Origin of the sequence: Vibrio sp. 947, from assembly GCF_033339115.1 — a bacterium.
In the GTDB taxonomy this organism is placed as follows: Bacteria; Pseudomonadota; Gammaproteobacteria; order Enterobacterales; family Vibrionaceae; genus Vibrio; species Vibrio alginolyticus.
In genome coordinates, this window is record NZ_JAWOTX010000009.1 from 75,875 (window position 1) to 95,806 (window position 19,932).

At 43.7% G+C, this 19,932-nt stretch carries 14 protein-coding genes and 1 pseudogene; 10 read left to right on the forward strand and 5 right to left on the reverse strand.

Annotated elements, in window-relative coordinates; genetic code table 11:
* Positions 1 to 101 precede the first annotated feature (101 nt).
* Positions 102 to 1,643, reverse strand: a complete 1,542-nt coding sequence (locus R7Q39_RS13435; protein ID WP_318076369.1) for a long-chain-fatty-acid--CoA ligase — start codon at positions 1,641 to 1,643, stop codon at positions 102 to 104.
* Between the two features lie 543 nt (positions 1,644 to 2,186).
* Between R7Q39_RS13435 and R7Q39_RS13440 the strand changes: the two genes are divergently transcribed.
* From R7Q39_RS13440 to R7Q39_RS13475, 8 genes are all read left to right on the forward strand, one after another.
* Positions 2,187 to 3,446, forward strand: a complete 1,260-nt coding sequence (locus tag R7Q39_RS13440; RefSeq protein ID WP_005376774.1) for a dicarboxylate/amino acid:cation symporter — start codon at positions 2,187 to 2,189, stop codon at positions 3,444 to 3,446.
* A gap of 156 nt (positions 3,447 to 3,602) precedes the next feature.
* On the forward strand, positions 3,603 to 4,787 hold the full coding sequence (locus R7Q39_RS13445) for an acyl-homoserine-lactone synthase (protein WP_054730548.1): 1,185 nt from the start codon (positions 3,603 to 3,605) through the stop codon (positions 4,785 to 4,787).
* Positions 4,780 to 7,320 (forward strand): hybrid sensor histidine kinase/response regulator, encoded by a 2,541-nt coding sequence (locus R7Q39_RS13450; RefSeq protein ID WP_170897279.1) that lies wholly within the window; start codon positions 4,780 to 4,782, stop codon positions 7,318 to 7,320. The genes R7Q39_RS13445 and R7Q39_RS13450 overlap by 8 nt, the downstream gene beginning before the upstream one ends.
* Positions 7,321 to 7,431: 111 nt before the next feature.
* Positions 7,432 to 7,674 carry a hypothetical protein gene (locus R7Q39_RS13455; RefSeq protein ID WP_005376770.1) on the forward strand — a complete coding sequence of 81 codons (243 nt, stop codon included), beginning with the start codon at positions 7,432 to 7,434 and terminating at the stop codon, positions 7,672 to 7,674.
* A 198-nt stretch (positions 7,675 to 7,872) separates the two neighbouring features.
* The gene (locus R7Q39_RS13460) at positions 7,873 to 8,436 is read left to right on the forward strand and encodes a septation protein A (protein ID WP_171344312.1); all 564 of its coding nucleotides are present in this window, start codon (positions 7,873 to 7,875) and stop codon (positions 8,434 to 8,436) included.
* 225 nt (positions 8,437 to 8,661) lie between these two features.
* Entirely contained in the window at positions 8,662 to 9,057 is a 396-nt protein-coding gene (yciA, locus tag R7Q39_RS13465; protein ID WP_005376768.1) for an acyl-CoA thioester hydrolase YciA, read from the forward strand.
* Positions 9,058 to 9,172: 115 nt separating this feature from the next.
* On the forward strand, positions 9,173 to 9,469 hold the full coding sequence (locus R7Q39_RS13470; RefSeq protein WP_005386727.1) for a YciI family protein: 297 nt from the start codon (positions 9,173 to 9,175) through the stop codon (positions 9,467 to 9,469).
* A 3-nt stretch (positions 9,470 to 9,472) separates the two neighbouring features.
* Positions 9,473 to 9,865 (forward strand): GspS/AspS pilotin family protein, encoded by a 393-nt coding sequence (locus R7Q39_RS13475; RefSeq protein WP_005376765.1) that lies wholly within the window; start codon positions 9,473 to 9,475, stop codon positions 9,863 to 9,865.
* 133 nt (positions 9,866 to 9,998) lie between these two features.
* On the opposite strand, the gene metE is transcribed toward R7Q39_RS13475, so the two are convergent.
* Positions 9,999 to 12,281, reverse strand: coding sequence for a 5-methyltetrahydropteroyltriglutamate--homocysteine S-methyltransferase (metE, locus tag R7Q39_RS13480; protein WP_318076370.1), 2,283 nt, complete (start codon positions 12,279 to 12,281; stop codon positions 9,999 to 10,001).
* A gap of 281 nt (positions 12,282 to 12,562) precedes the next feature.
* Here metE and metR point away from each other — a divergent pair, with 281 nt between their 5' ends.
* A complete protein-coding gene (gene metR / locus R7Q39_RS13485; RefSeq protein ID WP_170890396.1) occupies positions 12,563 to 13,474 on the forward strand; it encodes an HTH-type transcriptional regulator MetR in 912 nt (303 codons plus the stop codon).
* A gap of 21 nt (positions 13,475 to 13,495) precedes the next feature.
* Here metR and R7Q39_RS13490 read toward each other — a convergent pair whose 3' ends face one another.
* From R7Q39_RS13490 to R7Q39_RS13500, 3 genes and pseudogenes are all read right to left on the reverse strand, one after another.
* The gene (locus R7Q39_RS13490) at positions 13,496 to 13,696 is read right to left on the reverse strand and encodes a DUF4250 domain-containing protein (protein WP_005376762.1); all 201 of its coding nucleotides are present in this window, start codon (positions 13,694 to 13,696) and stop codon (positions 13,496 to 13,498) included.
* A 152-nt stretch (positions 13,697 to 13,848) separates the two neighbouring features.
* Positions 13,849 to 14,559 (reverse strand): hypothetical protein, encoded by a 711-nt coding sequence (locus R7Q39_RS13495; RefSeq protein WP_005389354.1) that lies wholly within the window; start codon positions 14,557 to 14,559, stop codon positions 13,849 to 13,851.
* A gap of 86 nt (positions 14,560 to 14,645) precedes the next feature.
* Positions 14,646 to 17,100 (reverse strand): annotated as a pseudogene (locus R7Q39_RS13500) (EAL domain-containing protein).
* A 425-nt stretch (positions 17,101 to 17,525) separates the two neighbouring features.
* Between R7Q39_RS13500 and R7Q39_RS13505 the strand changes: the two are divergent.
* Positions 17,526 to 19,859 carry a YgiQ family radical SAM protein gene (locus tag R7Q39_RS13505; protein WP_132936814.1) on the forward strand — a complete coding sequence of 778 codons (2,334 nt, stop codon included), beginning with the start codon at positions 17,526 to 17,528 and terminating at the stop codon, positions 19,857 to 19,859.
* The last annotated feature ends 73 nt before the right edge of the window (positions 19,860 to 19,932 follow it).

Below are 19,932 nucleotides of genomic sequence, written 5' to 3' on the forward strand. Positions count from 1 at the left end.
GTCTAACGATAGCTAAAAACCTTATGCATCTAATTGGTCAAGAGCACAACACCATTTGCGCTTAGGCAAGTGGCGCTGTGACACAAAGACCATTGAATTGACTAAGCTATATTCAATTCAGATTTCAACTCACGTTTCAAAATCTTTCCTGTCGCACTCATCGGGAGGTGTTCACGAATTTCGACATAACGAGGATATTTAAACGAGGCTAATTGCTCTTTACCCCACTTTTGTAATGAATCGGCGTCAATGTATTCTTTTGGTTTAAGTACAACGTAAGCTTTTATCTCTTCGCCATACTCTTCATTTGGAATCCCTATCACCGCGACCATTGAAACTGCAGGATGAGTCATGAAAACTTCTTCAATTTCTCTGGGATAAACATTAAATCCACCTCGAATGATCAGATCTTTCATTCTATCGACAATAAATAAATTACCAGAACTGTCAAAGCGGCCCACATCACCAGTATGGAACCAACCATTTTGTAGCGCAGATTCAGTAACTTCTGGACGGTCAAGATATCCCTTCATAACATTATGACCACGCACAACAATCTCACCTTCTTCGCCTATCGGTAGTGCATTGCCTTCAATGTCGATAACTCTTACTTCGACGCCTTGAACCGGTTGACCTACCGAGCCTGGTATACGCTCCTGATCCAAATGATTAAAACATGCAATAGGACTTGTCTCCGATAACCCGTATCCTTCTAAGATCGGCACATTAAATGTTTCTTCAAAGGTTCGAAAGATTTCGGTTGGCAATGGCGCACCACCGCTTACTGCAACACGCAATGACGAGGTATCAAATTGATGCTGCACGTGAAGCAGACCGATGTACATCGTTGGCACACCAGCAAATATCGTCACCCTATGTTTTTCCACCAGCTCAAGAACATATTTAGGCTCAAACCTAGGCACTAACACCAATGTTGCCCCGCCCAAAACACTAGCATTTAAGTGGACGGTTTGACCAAATGTATGAAATAAAGGCAAAGTTACTAAGTGAATATCATCGGCCTGGCTGCCCATAATGTTTTGTGCCACCAGAGCGTTCATTATGATGTTCTGCTGAGTCAGTTCAGCGCCTTTTGGTAAGCCTGTCGTCCCTGATGTATACAAAATCACACATGTATCATCCGCATTACGCGGTATATAATCCGGCAACGGTTGGACATCGGCTATAAACGCATTGAGAGTTATTACACCATTCCAATAGCTTTCATCTTGAGATTGAGTCAATACGACTATGCCTTCGCATGTATCGACTTGTTCAAAGGCTTTGACACCCTCTTTTGCCATTGGCAGTTCTTTCGTCCCTTCAAAGCAGAAATAAAACTTCGCTTTTGAATCTTCTAAGTGATACTTAATTTCTCGCGCTTTCAAAAGCACATTTAATGGGACTGCAACCGCGCCGGCTTTTTGTATTGCATAATAAACAAACGCGAAAAAAGGAATGTTTGGGCATGAAATCGCAACGCGGTCACCTGGCTTTACGCCTTTATTGATTAAAGACGCTGCGATCTTGCCAGCGATCGCATCAAATTGCGCATAATTTATCTTTTCAGCGCCACATATCAACGCCGTTTTATCTGGTTTACTCGCAGCATTTCTTTGTAACGCAGCAGCAAGATTCATCATAGTCTCTTCACCTCTTACTTGTCTTTCTCGTCTAATCAGCTCAGGAGCATTAACTAAGCAAGTTATCCCTAACACTGGATCGTCAGCATTTGATTCTCACCAGTCATTATCATTTAACATTATGTTTACAACGCAATTAGAGCCAAGAATGTAAAGCAATTAACATTTCAGAACGCAAATTAATAAAAGTGTGAGCTTGAAAGAGATGAATTGTTATAAATATCACCCCAAGTCACTAAAAACTCTGACTGCAATAGCAAATACAAAAGCGGTTAAAATTAACAAAAAGAAAACAAATAAAGAAAAATAAACTTGAACAATCCTAAGCGCGACCCTTATAAGAAAAATCAATAGCAAACGTTTGCTATTGAACAAAACTTTATCGTTCGTCAATAAAATATCGATTAATCCATCAATAATACCTTGCTGCATATTGCCAATTGTAAACGATAAGTGTAAAAAGCAAGGCGAGATAATTATCCGTAAATCCATTTATGGTTAGTGGGTAATTTTAGGATTTTACATTTTATTAGCACAGAGGTTATGGAAGTGTTAAAAGAAAAGAGTTTGCTAAACAACATTGGCGTACAAGTCGTAATCGCCATGATCGTGGGCACAGCCGTTGGTGCCATGATGGGTCATGATGCGACAGTGTTCGCTCCTTTAGGTGCTATCTTTATCAACTTAATCAAAATGTTGGTTATTCCTTTGGTCGCTGTAGCCTTGATTTCTGGTGCCGCTGGTCTTGGGAACAGCCAGTCAGCAGGTAAAGTTGGTATAGTCACTCTAGGTTATTTTGGTTTAACATCCGCCCTAGCCGTTGCGCTTGCACTATTTATGGGTGAAGTATTCCAACCAGGCATGGGTATCGACGTCTCTGGCGTTGAAGGCATGTTCTCAGCAGAATACGCTTCAAAAGGTGAACTACCTACTTTCTGGGCAACCATCACGGGTATGATCCCAACCAACGTCTTCCAATCACTAAATGAAGCAAACATCCTACAGATCCTCGTTTTCTGTATGTTCTTTGGTATTGCGATTTCTAAGCAAGCAAAAGAACGTCGTGAACCAATCATCAATGGTGTTAACTGCATCGTTGACGCAATGGTTTGGATGATCAACAAAGTAATGATCATTGCACCTATCGGTGTATTTGGTCTGATGGCAGAAGCCGTCGGTACGTTTGGTTTTGGTGCGCTAATGGTGGTATTTAAACTGTTCGTTGTTTACGTTGCCGCCATCCTAATCTTCGGTTTCGTTGTTTACCCAGCAATGGTGCATGTTTTCACGAAGACATCTGCGAAGAAATTCCTGTCTTCAATGAAGAAACCGCAAGCAGTTGCGCTTTCAACAGCGTCTTCTATGGCAACACTGCCTGTCACAATGGACACCTGTGAAAAAGAGCTGGGCGTAAAAAATTCAACTGCATCATTTGTTCTGCCTCTAGGCGCAACGATCAACATGTCAGGTAATGCGATTTACTATGGCTTGGTTGCTATCTTCTTTGCTCAACTGTTCAATATCGATCTAGGCATGGGCGCTTACATTGCAATTATCGTAACGTCTACATTGGGTGCGGTTGGTCAAGCGGGTGTTCCTGGCCCTTCTTTCCTAGTGGTTGCCGTGCTTCTTGCCGCTGGCATTCCAATTGAAGGTCTACCGCTGCTATTCGCTCTTGACCGTATTTTCGATATGATTCGTACAGCACTGAACATCACAGGTGATGCTGCATGTGCAGTTATCGTTGATGCGCTAATTGAAGAAGAAACGGCAGAAGCTGAGCTAAAAAAGCAAGAAGCCTAACCCTTTCTTGAATAGACCAAAAACCGCTCATAATGAGCGGTTTTTTTGTCTTTTCTTGCATTACGTAACTATACAAATAGAAACCGATGGCATAAATTTTTCAAAATGATATAAACCATTACAAAATATAACAAAACGTTAGAGCTAGGTTTTATCATGAGTCTTGAGCAATCTTTGGAATATCTCACCAAAATAAATTTGCCGATCGAATCAAAGCAGCAGGCCCTGGTTGACTCAGTTATTCTTACCCTAACGAAACAAAAACGAGATGCTCTTTTTCAACAGGTTGCTCTGTATCGAATAAAACTGCTTAAATCTCTCTTTCCTAAACACGCATCAAAAAGTCTTTCTGCACTATTTGAGTTAATGGATTATCGAGATTTAGTGCAACAGTATCCGACAGGTTTCTCCAAAGAGATTCGTTTACTTGAACAACTTGCCGCAGATTGTTACCCGCATTGGATGGTTTTCTGGTGTCAATGCGAGATCGAAGCAATCAAGCAAAAATATCCTTCAAACGAAGCTGCGATTCCTACTCCGCTTCCGTTTGACGACCACAGCTATACTAGCGTGTTAATTGAAGATATCGCAGATTGCGATCTTGAGGTAATGCTGCCAAATCATGCAGCGTTAATGCCGATTTCCGAAGCGATCACACTGAGTAATCTTGAGCTTTTCGTCCAAACTGAACAATGGTTTGAAATCTTGCCTCTTTTATCACTCTCGCAAAAAGGGCAGCACTTTGCCCTCTTGCTCAAATCGTCATCTTCACCAATCATGGTCTCCTCCGCTTTAGTGCAAAGCTGGCATCAACGAAATAACTGGCTCAGTTACTCACCACAGTTTAGTAACGAACAATGGCAGTTTTGCTTTCCTAATCATGGGTACAGTGTTCTCAATCAACTGGGTATTTTGGAGTGTCGTGCTCTAACTCATGAGCACACTCTTATTGAGTTTGATGCTCAGTTTCAATCTCGTGTAAAGAACAGTGAAGCGGTTTGCGAAGTGCTGCGTCTTACGGTGGGAGGCAACATTCAACAAAAGCTGTATTTTTTGTATCTGGCGCAAAAAACTATGATGAGCGAGCTCTATAAAGCAGGCTATAAGCTCGGCTTTACCATTATTGAGCAAGTATTTATGTTAAATTTCTATCAATCTATTGATTTAAGTGCCTACTTTCACTCAGGATACCGCGACATTAACGGTGACGGTACCAAGACATACCGCGGTTTCTGGAATTTAGGTATGATGGTTGAAGCATTTCAAGACATACAATTTCGCGACTACAAACATTGCGTACGAACAAAAAGAATGGATAAAAAGGTGAATGAGCATGCTTGATGTTCATTTGCACGGTCTCTTTTACCCAAAAGCAATGGCATTGTACGCGACTGTACTAATAGTATTCGCTTGGCTACTGTATTACTGCTATCGCCTAAAACAGAAGAGTGAATCAATCTTAGGCTCGCATCACGCGCCTTACATCGCTTATTCCAGCTGTATCATTGTTTGGATAAGCAGCAACGCCTATTTCCATACCGATTTATTGCCAGAATTAGGCTCTGTTGGTGGCATTTTTATGGCTAAGTTAGCGAACTTAGCGTCTTTTTTCGCCTTTGCGTTTGCATTCTATTTTTCTTGCCAGTTAACCGCAGATGTTAAAAAAACAGCGGTCAAAGTCTGGCAAAAAGTCGTCTTTGTCGCACTAGCAACGTATTCACTGTACATCAACTTAGTGCCGAATCTTACTGTCGAAAATGTCACCATTAGTGGTCCAAGCCAGTTCGTCATTGAATTTGGCCCACATACCTCATATTTTTTCATTAGTTTGCTAGCTTTCGTGGTACTAACGCTGCTTAACTTGATTGCCATGCGCGCTAACAGCAGTAAGCTCACGCTAGCAAAAAGCAACTATATGATCGCTGGCATTTTGGTATTCATGTTATCTACGGCAGTGATACACCTTGGAATGACGTATTTCCTTGGCGACTTCTCCCTAACTTGGTTACCACCAGCACTTTCAATCAGCGAAATGTTGTTTGTGGGCTATGCCCTACTTACCTCTCGCTTCTACAGCGCTAAATATCTCACGTACTTAACGGTAAGCGCGCTCTTAGTCTGCGCCATTTTTGTTCTGCCGCTAGGGGCGATATTTATTCCTATCTCTGAAGATAACCAATGGCTTGTTGCGGTACCTTTATGCGCGCTTATCGGTATCACTTGGCACTTGCTTTTTAAGCGAGTCAGTCGTTTCGCTTCGTATTTTATTTATGGGAAACGACACACTCCCGTTCAGCAAATCCTTGGGTTAGAGGAAGAGTTTAAACGCTCAATAGATGATGCTATGCGTCAGTTGGCATCGTTACTTAACATACCAAACAACAAGCTACAGCTAGTCACTAGCAATTACACAGAAACGTTTTACGAAGAGTACCTGCCGTCAAGCAAGTCAGTTCTCGTGCTAGATGAGTTGTCTGAAGAAATTGATTATGCCTCCTCTTCTAAAGGGTCGATGAGAAAGCTCTACGAGCGCATGCGCTCAAGCAATACTGCGCTCGTTATGCCTCTCTTCGGTCGTGGAAAGTCTGTTACTCACTTACTAATTTCTTCACATAAAATAGATAATAAGCTGTTTTCTAATGAAGAAATCTCAGCTCTGCAAACGTTATTAGTTCGCATCCAGAGCACCATTGAAGCCGATAGAAAGGTACGCCAAAGCCGTGCGCTGGCTAACTCCATTGCACATGAAATGCGTAACCCTCTCGCTCAAGTACAATTACAATTTGAAGCTTTAAAACAGCATATAGAGTCAAACGCCTCACTGGATACGCTAAAAAGAGAAATTGATAAAGGTGAAGCCGCTATACAACGCGGTAGACAACTTATCGATATTATTTTACGAGAAGTTAGCGACAGTTCACCAGAGCATGAGCCTTTAGCTCTCACTTCCATACATAAAGCCATCGACCAAGCAGTAAGCCGTTATGGTTTTGAAAACGATCAAATAATAGAGAGAATTAACCTGCCACAGGCACACGATTTTGTCGCGAAGTTAAATGAGACCCTGTTTAACTTTGTCATTTTCAATTTGATTCGTAACGCTATCTACTATTTTGATTCTTATCCCGACAGTCAAATTGAGATTCGTACCCAGACGGGGGCTTACGAAAACATTCTGATCTTCCGAGATAGTGGGCCAGGTATAGATAGCAGTATCTTACACAAGATATTTGATGACTTTTTCTCGTATCAAAAAAGCGGAGGCAGTGGCTTAGGTTTGGGCTATTGCCAACGTGTTATGCGCTCCTTCGGAGGACGAATAGAGTGCCAGTCTGAATTGAACGAGTTCACAGAATTCTACTTGTATTTCCCAGTCGTACCAAACGCACCAAAACCAGAGACATTAAGAGCACCGGACTTTGATAGCTGGAAAGCAACTGCATCACATTCTGAAAATCATTCAGCTCAACACGTACAAGTATGTAAAGATGCACCAACAGTGCTCATTGTTGATGACAAAGAGGTGCAACGCACCTTGGTACAGATGTATTTAAAAAGATTGGGAGTCAACAGCTTACAAGCAAATAATGGAGCCTCTGCGGTAGAACTATTCCACTCTCACAAGATTGATCTCGTTCTTATGGATGTCCAAATGCCGGTAATGAATGGATTTGACGCAAGCCAACGGATTAAGCAAATCACATCCTCCGTTCCAATCATTGCCTTATCTGGTGAGTCTGGAGCTAGAGAGTTGGAGCTAATTTCGAAACTCATGGATGACAGACTCGAAAAGCCCACCACGTTAAATGCACTTCAAGTCGTCATCCAAAGATGGTTACAGAACGAGAATTTTGCACCTTCCAACACTTTTTAATCTGCAAATATAGAATTGGCACTAGATGTGCATTATTGGAGTAAATCGAATTATCCAGAAGGTCAAGCAGGCTGCAAAAGAGTAGCGTATGAGCTTGATAAGGAGATCGCCATGTTACTTCATCGACATACATACTACGGCTTGATTCATCATGGAATCAAAACACTGTTACTTGATCGCTTAGGCCACTATACAGAAGAAGAGTATCATCAATATCTGAGCCTGATGACAGGTAAATCCACTTGCTTCACGATGTCTCTCGAAGAGCTAGAAGCAACGGTCGATAACTTACTACGGGAAGGCTATTTAGAAGATGTAAAAACGCTTATTTCCCAATATCAACGTGTGGCTTAAGGTTTAAAACTCTCAACTCTATTGCCGCTTCACGCGGCAATTTTTATTCCTTCCATATGCTGTTTCGACATGGAAGAATCTTGCGGTCTATACGATATACTAAGCGTTACTATTCTTACCTTAACTTCCTCAGTATTCACATCTTGTCAGATTCCGTTAGACTGTCTTCAATTCAATAATTAGGTAGATTTTGCCATCATGAAGCAGATCCTAGACTTTATACCACTCATCATTTTCTTCGCTTTATACAAGCTGTACGACATCTACGTGGCGACAGGTGCACTGATCGTAGCAACAGCCATTCAGCTTGTCGTCACCTACGCGCTGTATAAGAAAGTCGAAAAGATGCAACTAATAACATTTGTTATCGTCACTACCTTCGGCGGCATGACCCTTTTCTTCCACGACGACAATTTTATAAAGTGGAAAGTCACCATCATTTACGCGATTCTGGCGATTGGCTTAGCAGTGAGCCACGCATTGGGAAAATCAGCCATCAAAGGTATGCTAGGCAAGGAAATTACGTTACCTGACGCTGTTTGGGCAAAGATTAACTGGGCTTGGGTTGGCTTCTTCTCATTCTTCGCTGGCCTAAACATTTATATTGCTTACGAATTGCCGTTGGATGTTTGGGTTAACTTCAAAGTATTTGGAATGTTGATCGCGACATTTGCCTACATGATTGCGACTGGCTTTTACATTTATAAACACATGCCAAAAGAACAAAAAAATAACTCATCCGATGTGTCCACTGATGATTAAAAACTCAGTTTTGCTATAATCCGCGACTTCACAGCGACCTTAGGGTCGCTGTTTTGCTCCATGTATCAGTAAACCGCTCAAACAACGTACCGTTTTCAGACCATTCTTGCTGCTGTAAACCAACTTTCTCTGGTCCGGTATCTGCGGTTTTTTAAGGACCTTTGGTTCTAGGTATTTACTATGTTGGCGCTTAGTTTGAGCGCCTTTAAGATTTAGGATGTCACAATGAGTCAAGAAATTAGCTCTCCGAAAGGTCAAATGCTGCTTCGTACCCTTGCAATGCCTGCAGATACAAACGCCAATGGCGATATTTTTGGCGGTTGGATAATGTCTCAGCTCGACTTAGCGGGCGCGATTCTGGCAAAAGAGATCTCTTGTGGTCGCGTTGTCACCGTTTCGGTATCAAGCATTACGTTCAAAAAACCTGTTGGTGTGGGCGATGTCGTATGCTGCTACGGCGAATGCACTAAGATCGGCCGCACATCCATGAGTGTCGATTTGGAAGTATGGGTCAAACCCGTCAAAGCTCACGGTGTTGGCGAACGCTTCATGGTTTGTGATGCGACCTTCAACTACGTAGCCATTGACAGTGAAGGTAAACCACGTCCGGTTCAGAATTAGTCAACCTACAACGCTAACAGTTAGAAAGGATCTCACATTTTCTGTTGTTCACTTGTGAGAGACACAAAAAAGGCGTTAAATTAACACTTTACCCTACCAATTAAGGAACTATGCTATGTGGTATGTCATCTTTTCACAGGACGTTGAGAACTCGTTGGAAAAACGCATGAGCGTTCGCCCACAACACTTGGATCGCTTACAAAAGCTACAAGACGAAGGTCGCCTTCTTACAGCTGGTCCGATGCCTGCGATAGATTCTGACAATCCTGGTGAAGCTGGATTTACGGGCTCAACTGTCATCGCTGAATTCGCCTCTCTAGAGGATGCTAAAGCGTGGGCAGAAGCCGATCCTTACGTAGCGGCTGGTGTTTACGATCATGTAATCGTGAAACCGTTCAAAAAAGTGTTTTAATTTATGAAAAAATTACTGTGTCTTTTCTTGGTATTTGGTGCTCTGGCTGGCTGCTCATCAACCGATGATAAGCAGCGCCAACTTGAGCTTATGGCATCAAACCGAGCAGGAGTCTTGTCAGCGGGTCTCCCTTTAGAGTACGGTCCACTGCAAATAATGCGTGTCTCATCCAACAAAAATGTTGTAGAGATGATGATGATTTATAACGATGGCGCCCTCGGTGCAAAGCCGTTAAATCAAGTACTGAATACCAGTATCTATACCTACTGCAGCAACCCAGAAGTTCGCAAGCAAATTGATATGGGCTTGATGTATCGTATTAAGGTACGTAATTCTCGCGGTCAGTTGATGGCAGATGAGTTGGTTTCCGCACAGACTTGTACTCAGGTGAAGTAGCTACAGTAATTTTTGTTGCTTTCGGCATGAGACGATGATTCGCTATTATTGGATAATCTGAAAACGAAAGTTAACAATTAAGAATAGAAAAACGGAGACCACAGTCTCCGTTTTTATTTGCTGTAACGACGTGTTACGCCAGCTCAGCACGGAGCTTCTTCGCCGCTGAAACCAGATTTGCCAATGCGGCTTCTGTCTCCTTCCAGTTTCGTGTTTTCAGACCACAATCTGGGTTTACCCACAAACGTTGAGCCGGAATTTTTTCTGCCGCTTTCTTGATTAAACCTTCAATCCATTCTTCCGTAGGAATGTTTGGTGAGTGAATGTCATAAACACCAGGGCCAATTTCGTTCGGGTAATTGAACTCTTCAAATGCTTTCAGCAACTCCATATTCGAGCGAGATGTTTCAATGGTAATGACGTCCGCATCGAGTGCCGCAACCGAATCAATGATTTCATTGAACTCGCTGTAACACATATGAGTGTGAATCTGAGTTTCTGGTTTTGCACTTGCCGCAGAGACCTTAAACGCATTTACGGCCCATTCTAAGTACGCTTTGTGATCGCGTTTTTTGAGTGGTAAACCTTCTCGAATGGCTGGCTCATCAATTTGAATGATATTGATGCCTGCATCTTGCAGGTCAGACACCTCATCACGCAGTGCCAAAGCAAGTTGCTGCGCAATTTCTTGACGTGTGATGTCTTCACGTGGGAACGTCCAACACAAAATCGTAACTGGTCCAGTCAACATGCCTTTCATCTGTTTGCTGGTTAGCGACTGGGCGTACGTCGACCATTCAACCGTGATCGGTTTTTCACGTTCAATGTCAGCAACTACAATGGCAGGTTTCACACAGCGAGAGCCATAACTCTGTACCCAACCAAATTTGGTCGTTTGAAAACCCGCCAAGTTCTCAGCGAAGTATTCCACCATGTCGTTACGCTCTGCTTCGCCGTGAACAAGCACATCTAGGTCGAGCGCCTCTTGACGTTTTACTGCGTCAGCAATATGTCCTTTAAGTGCTTGGATATATTCAGACTCAGATAATTGACCTGTACGATAAGCGCTGCGCTGCACCCGGATTTCACCCGTTTGAGGAAAAGAGCCGATTGTCGTTGTTGGCAACAAAGGCAAGCCCAATACTTCAGCTTGATGCGCGGCACGCTCTGCATAAGGTGCGCTGCGCTCGGCAATTGACGAGGTAATGTTGTTTATACGCGCTTGTACTTGAGGCTTATTCACATGTGTTGCTGTCTTGCGCGCTTTGATTGGCTGGCTATAGGTATCACAAGCGCGAATCGCATTTTGGTCACCATCGAGCGCGCGGCCAAGCAAGGCGACTTCTGTTACTTTTTGTTTTGCGAACGCAAACCAGCTTTTCACTTCCTCACTGAGTTCTGTTTCCTGTTCCAGATCAACCGGGCTATGTAGCAGAGAACATGAACTGGCAACCCAAAGTTTGTCGCCCAGTTTCTCTTTGACTGGCTGTAGACGCTCGAGTTGGGCACTTAAATCCGAACGCCACACGTTACGACCATTCACAACGCCAGCAGAAAGCACCCACCCCTCCGGTAACTTGGCAACCACATCGTCAAGCTGCTTAGGGACGGTAGATAAATCGATATGCAAACCATCTACCGGAAGCTCTACAATTTTGCCTAGCGTATCGCTTACGGAGTCAAAGTACGTCGTTAGCAGCACTTTTACATCGCTTCGAATCACTTGGTAGGCTAGCTTAAACGAATCAGCCCATTTGCTTTCTAGCTCCAGTGACAAAATTGGCTCATCAATCTGAACCCACTCAACACCTTGACTTGCTAGCTTTGCCAAAATAGCTTGGTAAGCAGTAAGTAAGCGTGGTAGCAGGGTTAAGCGGTCAAACCCTTCTTCGACCTCTTTGCCCAAGTAAAGGTAACTGACTGGACCAAGCAAAACAGGCTTCACTTGGTGGCCAGCTTGAAGCGCTTCGTTGACTTCTTCAAACAGTTGCGGCCAGCTCACTTCAAACGTATCGTCCTTGCTGAATTCAGGGACAATGTAATGGTAGTTTGTGTTGAACCATTTGGTCATATCCGATGCCGCAGCGCCCGCACAGCTGCAACCCGCCTGAGATTGACCGCGACCCACTTTGAACAACGTATCCAGGTTAGGGAAACCATCAGCGTGACGCTTTGGCACATGACCCAATAGCAACGTGGTCGTCAGTACATGATCGTACCAAGCGAAGTCGCCAGCGGTGGCAAAACTCAAGCCAGCATCTGTTTGCGTTTGCCAGTTTTTAGCGCGCAGATCTGCTCCAACCTTTTTAAGCTCTGCTTGATCAATTTCTCCGCGCCAGTATTTTTCCTGAGCGAATTTTAATTCTCGTTTTTCACCGATGCGTGGATAACCTAATATGTGAGTCGTTGTCGCCATGTCCCTATTCCTTTCTCAATTTTGTTCAATTTGTTTGGATCAGAGCATCTTTCGGTAAAGAATAAGATATCTGGATGGCTAAACTATCGCTCTCATCTGATATTAGAACAACGTCCATTTATTCAACTTGTTTATTAAAAAAATTCATCATGAAGCGACATGATTCGCAAATAAAAACAACAAATAGACGTCTAGACGTTTACATATCCATTTTTTGTCGTTAAGTTATTTACACGATTGCTATTCTGTTCATAGCGAGCAACAAAGGATGAAAGGAATTCATGATAGAGCTAAAACATTTGCGGACACTCACTTCGCTTCGAGACACTGGCTCTCTAACGGCAACAGCGACCGCTTTACATCTCACTCAGTCGGCACTGTCTCATCAGATCAAAGATTTGGAGGCGCGAATTGGAGGGCAACTGTTCCTGAGAAAGACTCGTCCGGTGAAGTTCACTTCAGAGGGAGAAATCCTATTGCGTCTTGCAGAAGATATCCTTCCGAAACTCGCAAGAGCAGAAAATGATTTAGCGAGCTTGAAAGAGGACGTCAATGGCCGATTACATATGGCCATTGAATGTCACTCTTGCTTCCAATGGCTAATGCCTGCACTTAGGGAGTACCAACTTGCTTGGCCTAGCGTAACATTGGACTTTTCCTCTGGTTTTGGCTTTGAACCACTCCCAGCTCTATTGGCAGGCGAACTCGATCTCGTTATTACTTCCGATATCCAACCTCGATCTGAAGTCCACTACGAGCCTCTATTCGACTTTGAAATGCGTTTAATTACCGCAACCAACCACCCATTGGCGGAAAAAGAAATTATTGATCCGCAAGATCTCGCAGATCAAACCATGCTCTCTTATCCGGTTCAAAAACAAAGGCTAGACGTCGTAAAGCACTTTCTTCAGCCAGCAGGAATAGAACCTGCGAAATGGAAGCAAGCCGACAACACTCTCATGTTAGTTCAGATGGTCTCTGCTGGATTAGGGGTGGCGGCACTACCCAATTGGGCGATTTCTGAATTTTCTCGCCAAGGTCTTATTACCAGTAAACCTTTCGGCCAAGGCTTATGGCGTCGCTTGTTTGCAGCAACGCGTCACTCAGAGAAAGAAAAGCGTTACTTACAAGCTTTTTTCGCAACCGCGAGGCTACAATGTAAAAGCCACCTTGACGGAATCAAGATGGCTTAAAAGATTTGGATTATGAAAGGCTTAGCGTTGATATGCTTTAAATTGGTTAGTCAATGGATCGTACTGATAACCGAGCATATCAAGCTTGCCGACTACAGACTCTACATCCATCTCATACACTGATACTAACTCGTCAAAACTGTCGCACTCTAAACGTAGCTTTTCGTTGACGATACCTAGCAAAATAGTGCTGTCCAGATTACCTACATTGCTTAAATCCATCGCGACTCTCCTCTTCGACAAGGTATATAAACAAGCGTAGTAGTAATCACGCGAATTTAAAGTGAGTGCGATCTAAAACGTGATCACCTTATACCCAAACACCAAGAAAGCACTTGGATATAAGCCGTCTAGCTTTGTCTTTAGAATAGAGGTTAAGCCGCGAGAGAGAATAAACCTTGCAGGCTCGTCATCGACGCGAGTGCTAGCAACAAGGCTACGCTCAGTTGCACCTTTTCTGGTTTCTTATGCGTAAAAATATGCCAACACCACACGATAATTGAAGAAATTAGCATAGCTAAAGACAGCAAGATTGGCTGTGTTGCAGCGTTTAGTGTGGCTTCATTTAACTGGTAAGAAGCAAACAACGTTGCGATGACTAATAGCATTCCAGACACAATGCCCGTAACTGGTAAAATACGGTGAAATGCCTGTAATCTGCTGCGAGCTATCGTAAGCAGCAATTGAGAAAATGACGCCCCAAGGAAAAATATCATTAGCGCCATCGCTATCGATGCTGGCCAGCTTGATTGCTCAAATACTTGAATACTCACATACGCAAAGGCCAAACCATTCGCTAAATGCATCGCCCATAGTGGCCCTTTTTCACGCGTTTTCTTGGTTTGAACCTGAGAATAGAAGTAGAAAATAGCAAACACGATCATAAATGCTTCAATGCGAAGTGACGCAACAGCGAGCCACAATACAGCTACTGCAGGCAACATTTTATGAAGACGTCCTCGCTGACCAGGACAAATATCGCCCTTGATTAGAAGCAAAGTCAGTAGCGCTTGTGCGCCAAATAGCATCGGAGGGAAAGTAACCAGCAATTGTTGAATCATGTTGAATGCACGCTCAAAAGTCATTTTGGGGGGCGATAATATCAAATCAACTATCGCCAAACCACCGAAAGTCGGCCCCAAAATGAGCTAAAACGGTAAGACAATTTTATTCACAGAGAAGCAAGATACTTCAACGCGTCTTCCTGCGTTAAAACTCCACGGTACTCTTCTTTGGTATTACACAGTACCCAAGGGAAACGAATCCCGGTTTTAACCAACTCTCGAATAACAGAGACAGGTAAATCCTCATCAACCAACACAAATTCGGTGCTCATTATCTGATTAACAGGACGTTTCCAAATTCGGCTTTCTCGTTCAGTTTCTCGCTCTGTGCCCATCGAGGGCGTTAGGTGTAAATTCACCATCTCTTTCGTAATTAACCCAACACAACGATTTTCATTGAGAACAACTAAAGGCAAGCTTGGATTCAAATTCATGTACTCAACTGCCAAGGAGAGGTTCTCCAGGGTCCATAGACCTGACTTGTTCATGGCTCAAAGATTGCAACACATCACTTTGCTTAGACTCAATCGCGATGTCAGAGAACAGATGCTCATAACTGTCCGCTTTATCCATCAAATCGACAGGCACGGCAGCAGAAAATAGAAAGCCCTGCATGTAATCGACACCGATTTCTGCCAATACTTGAAGTTCTTGCTTAGATTCCACGCCTTCAGCAACCACTTTTACATTCATTTGCTGTGCAAGCTCGGTGACCATTTTCACAATGTTATAGCTGGTGCTCCCTTTATGAATGTTCTTGATGAATTTTCGGTCTATTTTCAGTAAATCAAACTGCCCTTTTTCTAGATAAGAAAAAGAAGAATACCCAGTACCGAAGTCATCAATCGCGATCTCAATGCCCTCTTTCCGCACTTCCTCTAGAGCTCGAATATGCTCCTCATCTTGTTCAAAATACGCGGTTTCTGTTAGCTCGATAGTTACTCGCTTAGGGTCTACACCACTGGCTTTAATCAAATCATGCGACCGCTGAAGGATCTGAAGAGAATCCAATTTCGTATTGAGGGAGCGATTGATGGTCACGCCCACTTCCTCGCCATAAATTTCTTGTAAGCGCGGAAAGTGCTTCAACGCAGCTTGGCAGACCACATCATCAAGTGCCGCTATGAGTTCTAGATCTTCAATAATAGCGATCATCTTTTGCGTGCAATACGCATCATTTTCATCATAGAAGCGTGCGAGAGCCTCGAACTTAACCACGCTTCCGGTTTGAACGTCGATAATCGGTTGAAAGTAAACGTCCACTAGCCCACTCTCTATTTGCGCCTCCAAAAACGCCTCGAGATGTTGGCGCTTCACTAATTCAGAGTGAAGTTCACTGTCGTAAAAGTTGAAATAGCTACCTTCACCGAAAATAGAGGACAACATTGCTTGCGCTGCATGTGCTAGCGCTTGTCTTGGTCGGTTCGTATCATAGCCAAGGATTGACACACCAGTTTGGCCTTTAACGATAGTGGCATGCATTTTTGTGCCCATTTCATTTCTAAGCTCATTAAAGAACCCTTTCATGGCAATTTGGATCAAACGAACCGGGCTCAACCATTGACAATGAGGGGTCTGCAAGCATACGACAAACACATCCCGAGATAACTGCCCCGCAATACTGGTGTAGCGACTTCGCATAATAAAATCTGCAAAACCTAATTGCTGTTCAAGCAAGTATCTCTCCGAAAACTTGGGTCTTAGTGTCATAACAATGTTGAGTTCTTTATTTCTGCTTTCATTCGCTAAGGTAGCTAATTGGAGTTCAAATTCTTTCCTCGTCGGTAAAAAGGCAGCCCAATCATGCTGTTGTTCACAACGATTTTTCATCCACAACAACGAAGCAGAAATATCCGTAGAAAATCCGAGATAAAGAATTCGTCCAGAGTGAAACGTAAGTCGGTAAATACAAAGATGATGAGCTTGGTTGCTACCGTTTGCTGTTTTGCTCAGCAAGTTACCACACCAACATCCTTCATCATTAATTTGCTGCCACAGCTGATCATAAAACGCTTGGCTATGGTGAGAGGTACTGAATATATGAGTTTTAAGCCCAACCAGATCTCGGTTTTGATAGCCCATTTGTAACTCAAAGGCACGGTTACAACCTAAGATGCGCGTATCTTCATCGGCAACTAAAACGCCTACATTTGGCAAATCAAAAATCGTTTCGAGGATTTTCGCTAACTCCTCGCAACCAGTGATTGTTAATTGTGGAATGATAGTGCCTTGGATAATGCGCTTATTGAGCCTTTCAAAACTAATAGTAACGTGCACTAAGTTAACGTTTTTTAGCATCATGCAACAAGAAAACCGCCCCCGTCCGCCAAAGAGTTCCACTTCTAGAATTCGTTGTTTTAGCGTTTCTTGTTGCCCCATCAGCATATGATCAAACAAGTTATTTAGGCTGGTTACTGGCGTACTTATCCCAAATGCCTTTGCCATTCCTTGCTGATCACATTCGAACTCGCGAGTATCAATATCGTAAGACCACTCTATAACAGGAGTTAGACTGGAAGTCGTTTGCATTTTTGGATGCACTGTTGTCGTAGATTCACTCATACCCTAGCCCCTTTTTTTGTAATTAGCCCAAGGCTCAAAATTCACAGTCAATTCGCGACATTCCAGTTGGGACCTGCCGATCCTCTTTATAGATGGATTGTGTCAACGATAAGCCTATCGACTTAGAACTATTTCCAGAGCAGCTCAGCCTTTTGCATTTAATATGCACTAATTTGATTATAGGCTTTACCCCATATAAGCACACCATTGCTTATACTTTGTATTAAGATTGCGACATTTTTCATGAACCGATCTATAACCATGAGGCTTTCAAGGTGAAATTAGACAGAAAATCGCCGATAGAGCATTGATATTTTTACAAACCAAATAAAACTCGATGAACTAAGCTGGAATAGATGAGTTTGTTATAGATACCTGATAATCAAATCGCTATAATTCGCGCTCCCTGGAACAGAGAGCAAAATATGACCAATAACATCACTCCTATTCATGAGTACAAAAAATACTGGGCAGAGTGTTTTGGTACGGCACCTTTCTTGCCGACCAGTCGCAAAGAAATGGATGCCCTAGGATGGGATAGCTGTGACATTATCATTGTAACCGGTGACGCTTATGTGGATCACCCAAGCTTTGGTATGGCTATCATTGGCCGCCTGCTAGAAGCACAAGGTTTCCGTGTCGGTATCATTGCTCAACCAGAATGGCAAAATAAAGATGAGTTCATGCAACTTGGTAAGCCAAATCTGTTCTTCGGGATCACTGCGGGTAACATGGACTCCATGATCAACCGTTACACCGCGGATAAAAAGCTTCGTCACGATGACGCGTACACACCGAATAACGAAGGTGGTAAACGCCCAGACCGCGCGACTTTGGTTTACTCTCAGCGTTGTCGTGAGGCATACAAAGAAGTACCTATTGTTTTAGGTGGTATCGAAGCTAGCCTACGCCGTGTGGCGCACTACGATTACTGGTCAGATAAAGTTCGCCGTTCTGTACTGTTTGATGCAAAAGCAGACATCCTACTTTTTGGTAACGCAGAGCGCGCACTTGTCGAAGTAGCACATCGCATCGCAAACGGCGAAGACATCAGCACCATGACCAATATTCGTGGTACTGCCGTGAACTTGCCAGCGGCGCCAGAAGGCTACACGGTTATTGATTCTTCTCGCATTGAAAAACCTCGTAAAGAAGCGTTCGTACCAAAGAACCCATACGAAGTAGAAACTCAGTGTGAAACTAAAAAAGACGAGCCAGTTGCACAACCAATCACGATTCGCCCATCACGCCACGATGCTGCGACGACTGCGGTCCGTTTACCTTCGTTTGAAAAGCTAAGAAACGATCGCATTCTTTATGCGCATGCAAGCCGTGTATTGCATCTAGAAACGAACCCGTACTCTGGTCGAGCGTTACTTCAAAGCCATGGTGATCGTGAACTTTGGGTAAACCAAGCTCCAATTCCATTGACGACCGAAGAGATGGACTTTGTGTTTGGCCTGCCTTACGCGCGTGTCCCTCACCCTATGTACGGGAAAGCAAAAATTCCTGCGTACGACATGATCAAGACGTCTGTGAACATCATGCGTGGTTGCTTTGGTGGCTGTTCTTTCTGTTCGATTACCGAGCATGAAGGTCGAATCATTCAAAACCGTTCGAAAGAGTCTATCATCAACGAGATTGAAGAAATTCGCGACAAAGTTCCGGGCTTTACCGGCACAATTTCCGATCTTGGTGGCCCGACTGCAAACATGTACCGCCTGGGCTGTAAAGATCCAAAAGCGGAAGCGAACTGTCGTCGTCCTTCTTGTGTATTCCCGGGCATCTGTAACAAGCTAAACACAGACCACAAACACACGATCGATTTATACCGCGAAGCGCGTAAAGTTGAAGGCGTGAAGAAAGTGATGGTTGCATCTGGCGTACGTTACGACCTTGCGATTGAATCACCAGAATACGTGAAAGAGCTCGTGACTCACCACGTAGGCGGTTACTTGAAGATTGCACCGGAACATACAGAGAAAGGTCCTCTTGATCTAATGATGAAGCCAGGCATGGGTACGTACGATCGCTTTAAAGAGATGTTCGAGAAATACAGTGCAGAAGCAGGCAAGAAGCAGTACTTAATCCCTTATTTTATCTCTGCGCACCCAGGCACAGAAGACGAAGACATGCTGAACCTTGCTCTGTGGCTGAAAAAGAACAACTTCGAATGTGACCAAGTACAAAACTTCTACCCTTCGCCAATGTGTAACGCAACGTCGATGTACTACTCAGAGACAAACCCTCTGAAACGCGTGAAGTACAAAAAACGTGAAGATGTACCTGTAGCAAAAGGTGAACGTCAACGTCGCCTACATAAAGCGCTGTTGCGTTACCACGATCCAGCAAACTGGCCAATGATCCGTGAAGCCCTAGTCAGTATGGGTAAAAAACATTTGATTGGTGACAAACAAGGCTGTCTCGTTCCTGCAGAAGACATTGAAGCACAAACACCTGCGCAACGTCGTAAATCTGGTCGTCACGGGGCAAACCGCTTTGCAACCAAACATACCAAAAATCAACCAGGCTTCGGTGGTCATTTGAACAAACGCTCTGAAAGCGGTTCAAAAGATGGTAAGCCATCTGGTAACCGTAACGGTTCTGGCAAAGCTACAGGTGGTCAACGCCCTGCAAGCAACGGCCAACGTCCTAGCGGCAACGGTGCAAACCGCCCGGCAGGTAGCAAGCCGCAAGGCCAAGGTCGCCCGCAAGGACAAGGCAAACCAGCTGGTCAACGTAAACCAAAGCGTCGCTAATTATTTAGAGCTTAAATACTAGAAAGGGCTCCAGAGTTAACTCTGGAGCCCTTTTGTTTTGTCGGTTCATTGA

Excerpts from the sequence above, each read along its gene's own strand:
- metE (WP_318076370.1), bottom strand. The coding sequence starts at position 12,281 with ATGGCGACAACGACTCACATATTAGGTTATCCACGCATCGGTGAAAAA.
- R7Q39_RS13455 (WP_005376770.1), top strand. The coding sequence starts at position 7,432 with ATGTTACTTCATCGACATACATACTACGGCTTGATTCATCATGGAATC.
- R7Q39_RS13505 (WP_132936814.1), top strand. The coding sequence starts at position 17,526 with ATGACCAATAACATCACTCCTATTCATGAGTACAAAAAATACTGGGCA.
- R7Q39_RS13460 (WP_171344312.1), top strand. The coding sequence starts at position 7,873 with ATGAAGCAGATCCTAGACTTTATACCACTCATCATTTTCTTCGCTTTA.
- R7Q39_RS13435 (WP_318076369.1), bottom strand. The coding sequence starts at position 1,643 with ATGATGAATCTTGCTGCTGCGTTACAAAGAAATGCTGCGAGTAAACCA.
- R7Q39_RS13470 (WP_005386727.1), top strand. The coding sequence starts at position 9,173 with ATGTGGTATGTCATCTTTTCACAGGACGTTGAGAACTCGTTGGAAAAA.
- R7Q39_RS13475 (WP_005376765.1), top strand. The coding sequence starts at position 9,473 with ATGAAAAAATTACTGTGTCTTTTCTTGGTATTTGGTGCTCTGGCTGGC.
- metR (WP_170890396.1), top strand. The coding sequence starts at position 12,563 with ATGATAGAGCTAAAACATTTGCGGACACTCACTTCGCTTCGAGACACT.
- R7Q39_RS13445 (WP_054730548.1), top strand. The coding sequence starts at position 3,603 with ATGAGTCTTGAGCAATCTTTGGAATATCTCACCAAAATAAATTTGCCG.
- R7Q39_RS13440 (WP_005376774.1), top strand. The coding sequence starts at position 2,187 with ATGGAAGTGTTAAAAGAAAAGAGTTTGCTAAACAACATTGGCGTACAA.
- R7Q39_RS13450 (WP_170897279.1), top strand. The coding sequence starts at position 4,780 with ATGCTTGATGTTCATTTGCACGGTCTCTTTTACCCAAAAGCAATGGCA.
- R7Q39_RS13495 (WP_005389354.1), bottom strand. The coding sequence starts at position 14,559 with ATGACTTTTGAGCGTGCATTCAACATGATTCAACAATTGCTGGTTACT.
- R7Q39_RS13490 (WP_005376762.1), bottom strand. The coding sequence starts at position 13,696 with ATGGATTTAAGCAATGTAGGTAATCTGGACAGCACTATTTTGCTAGGT.
- yciA (WP_005376768.1), top strand. The coding sequence starts at position 8,662 with ATGAGTCAAGAAATTAGCTCTCCGAAAGGTCAAATGCTGCTTCGTACC.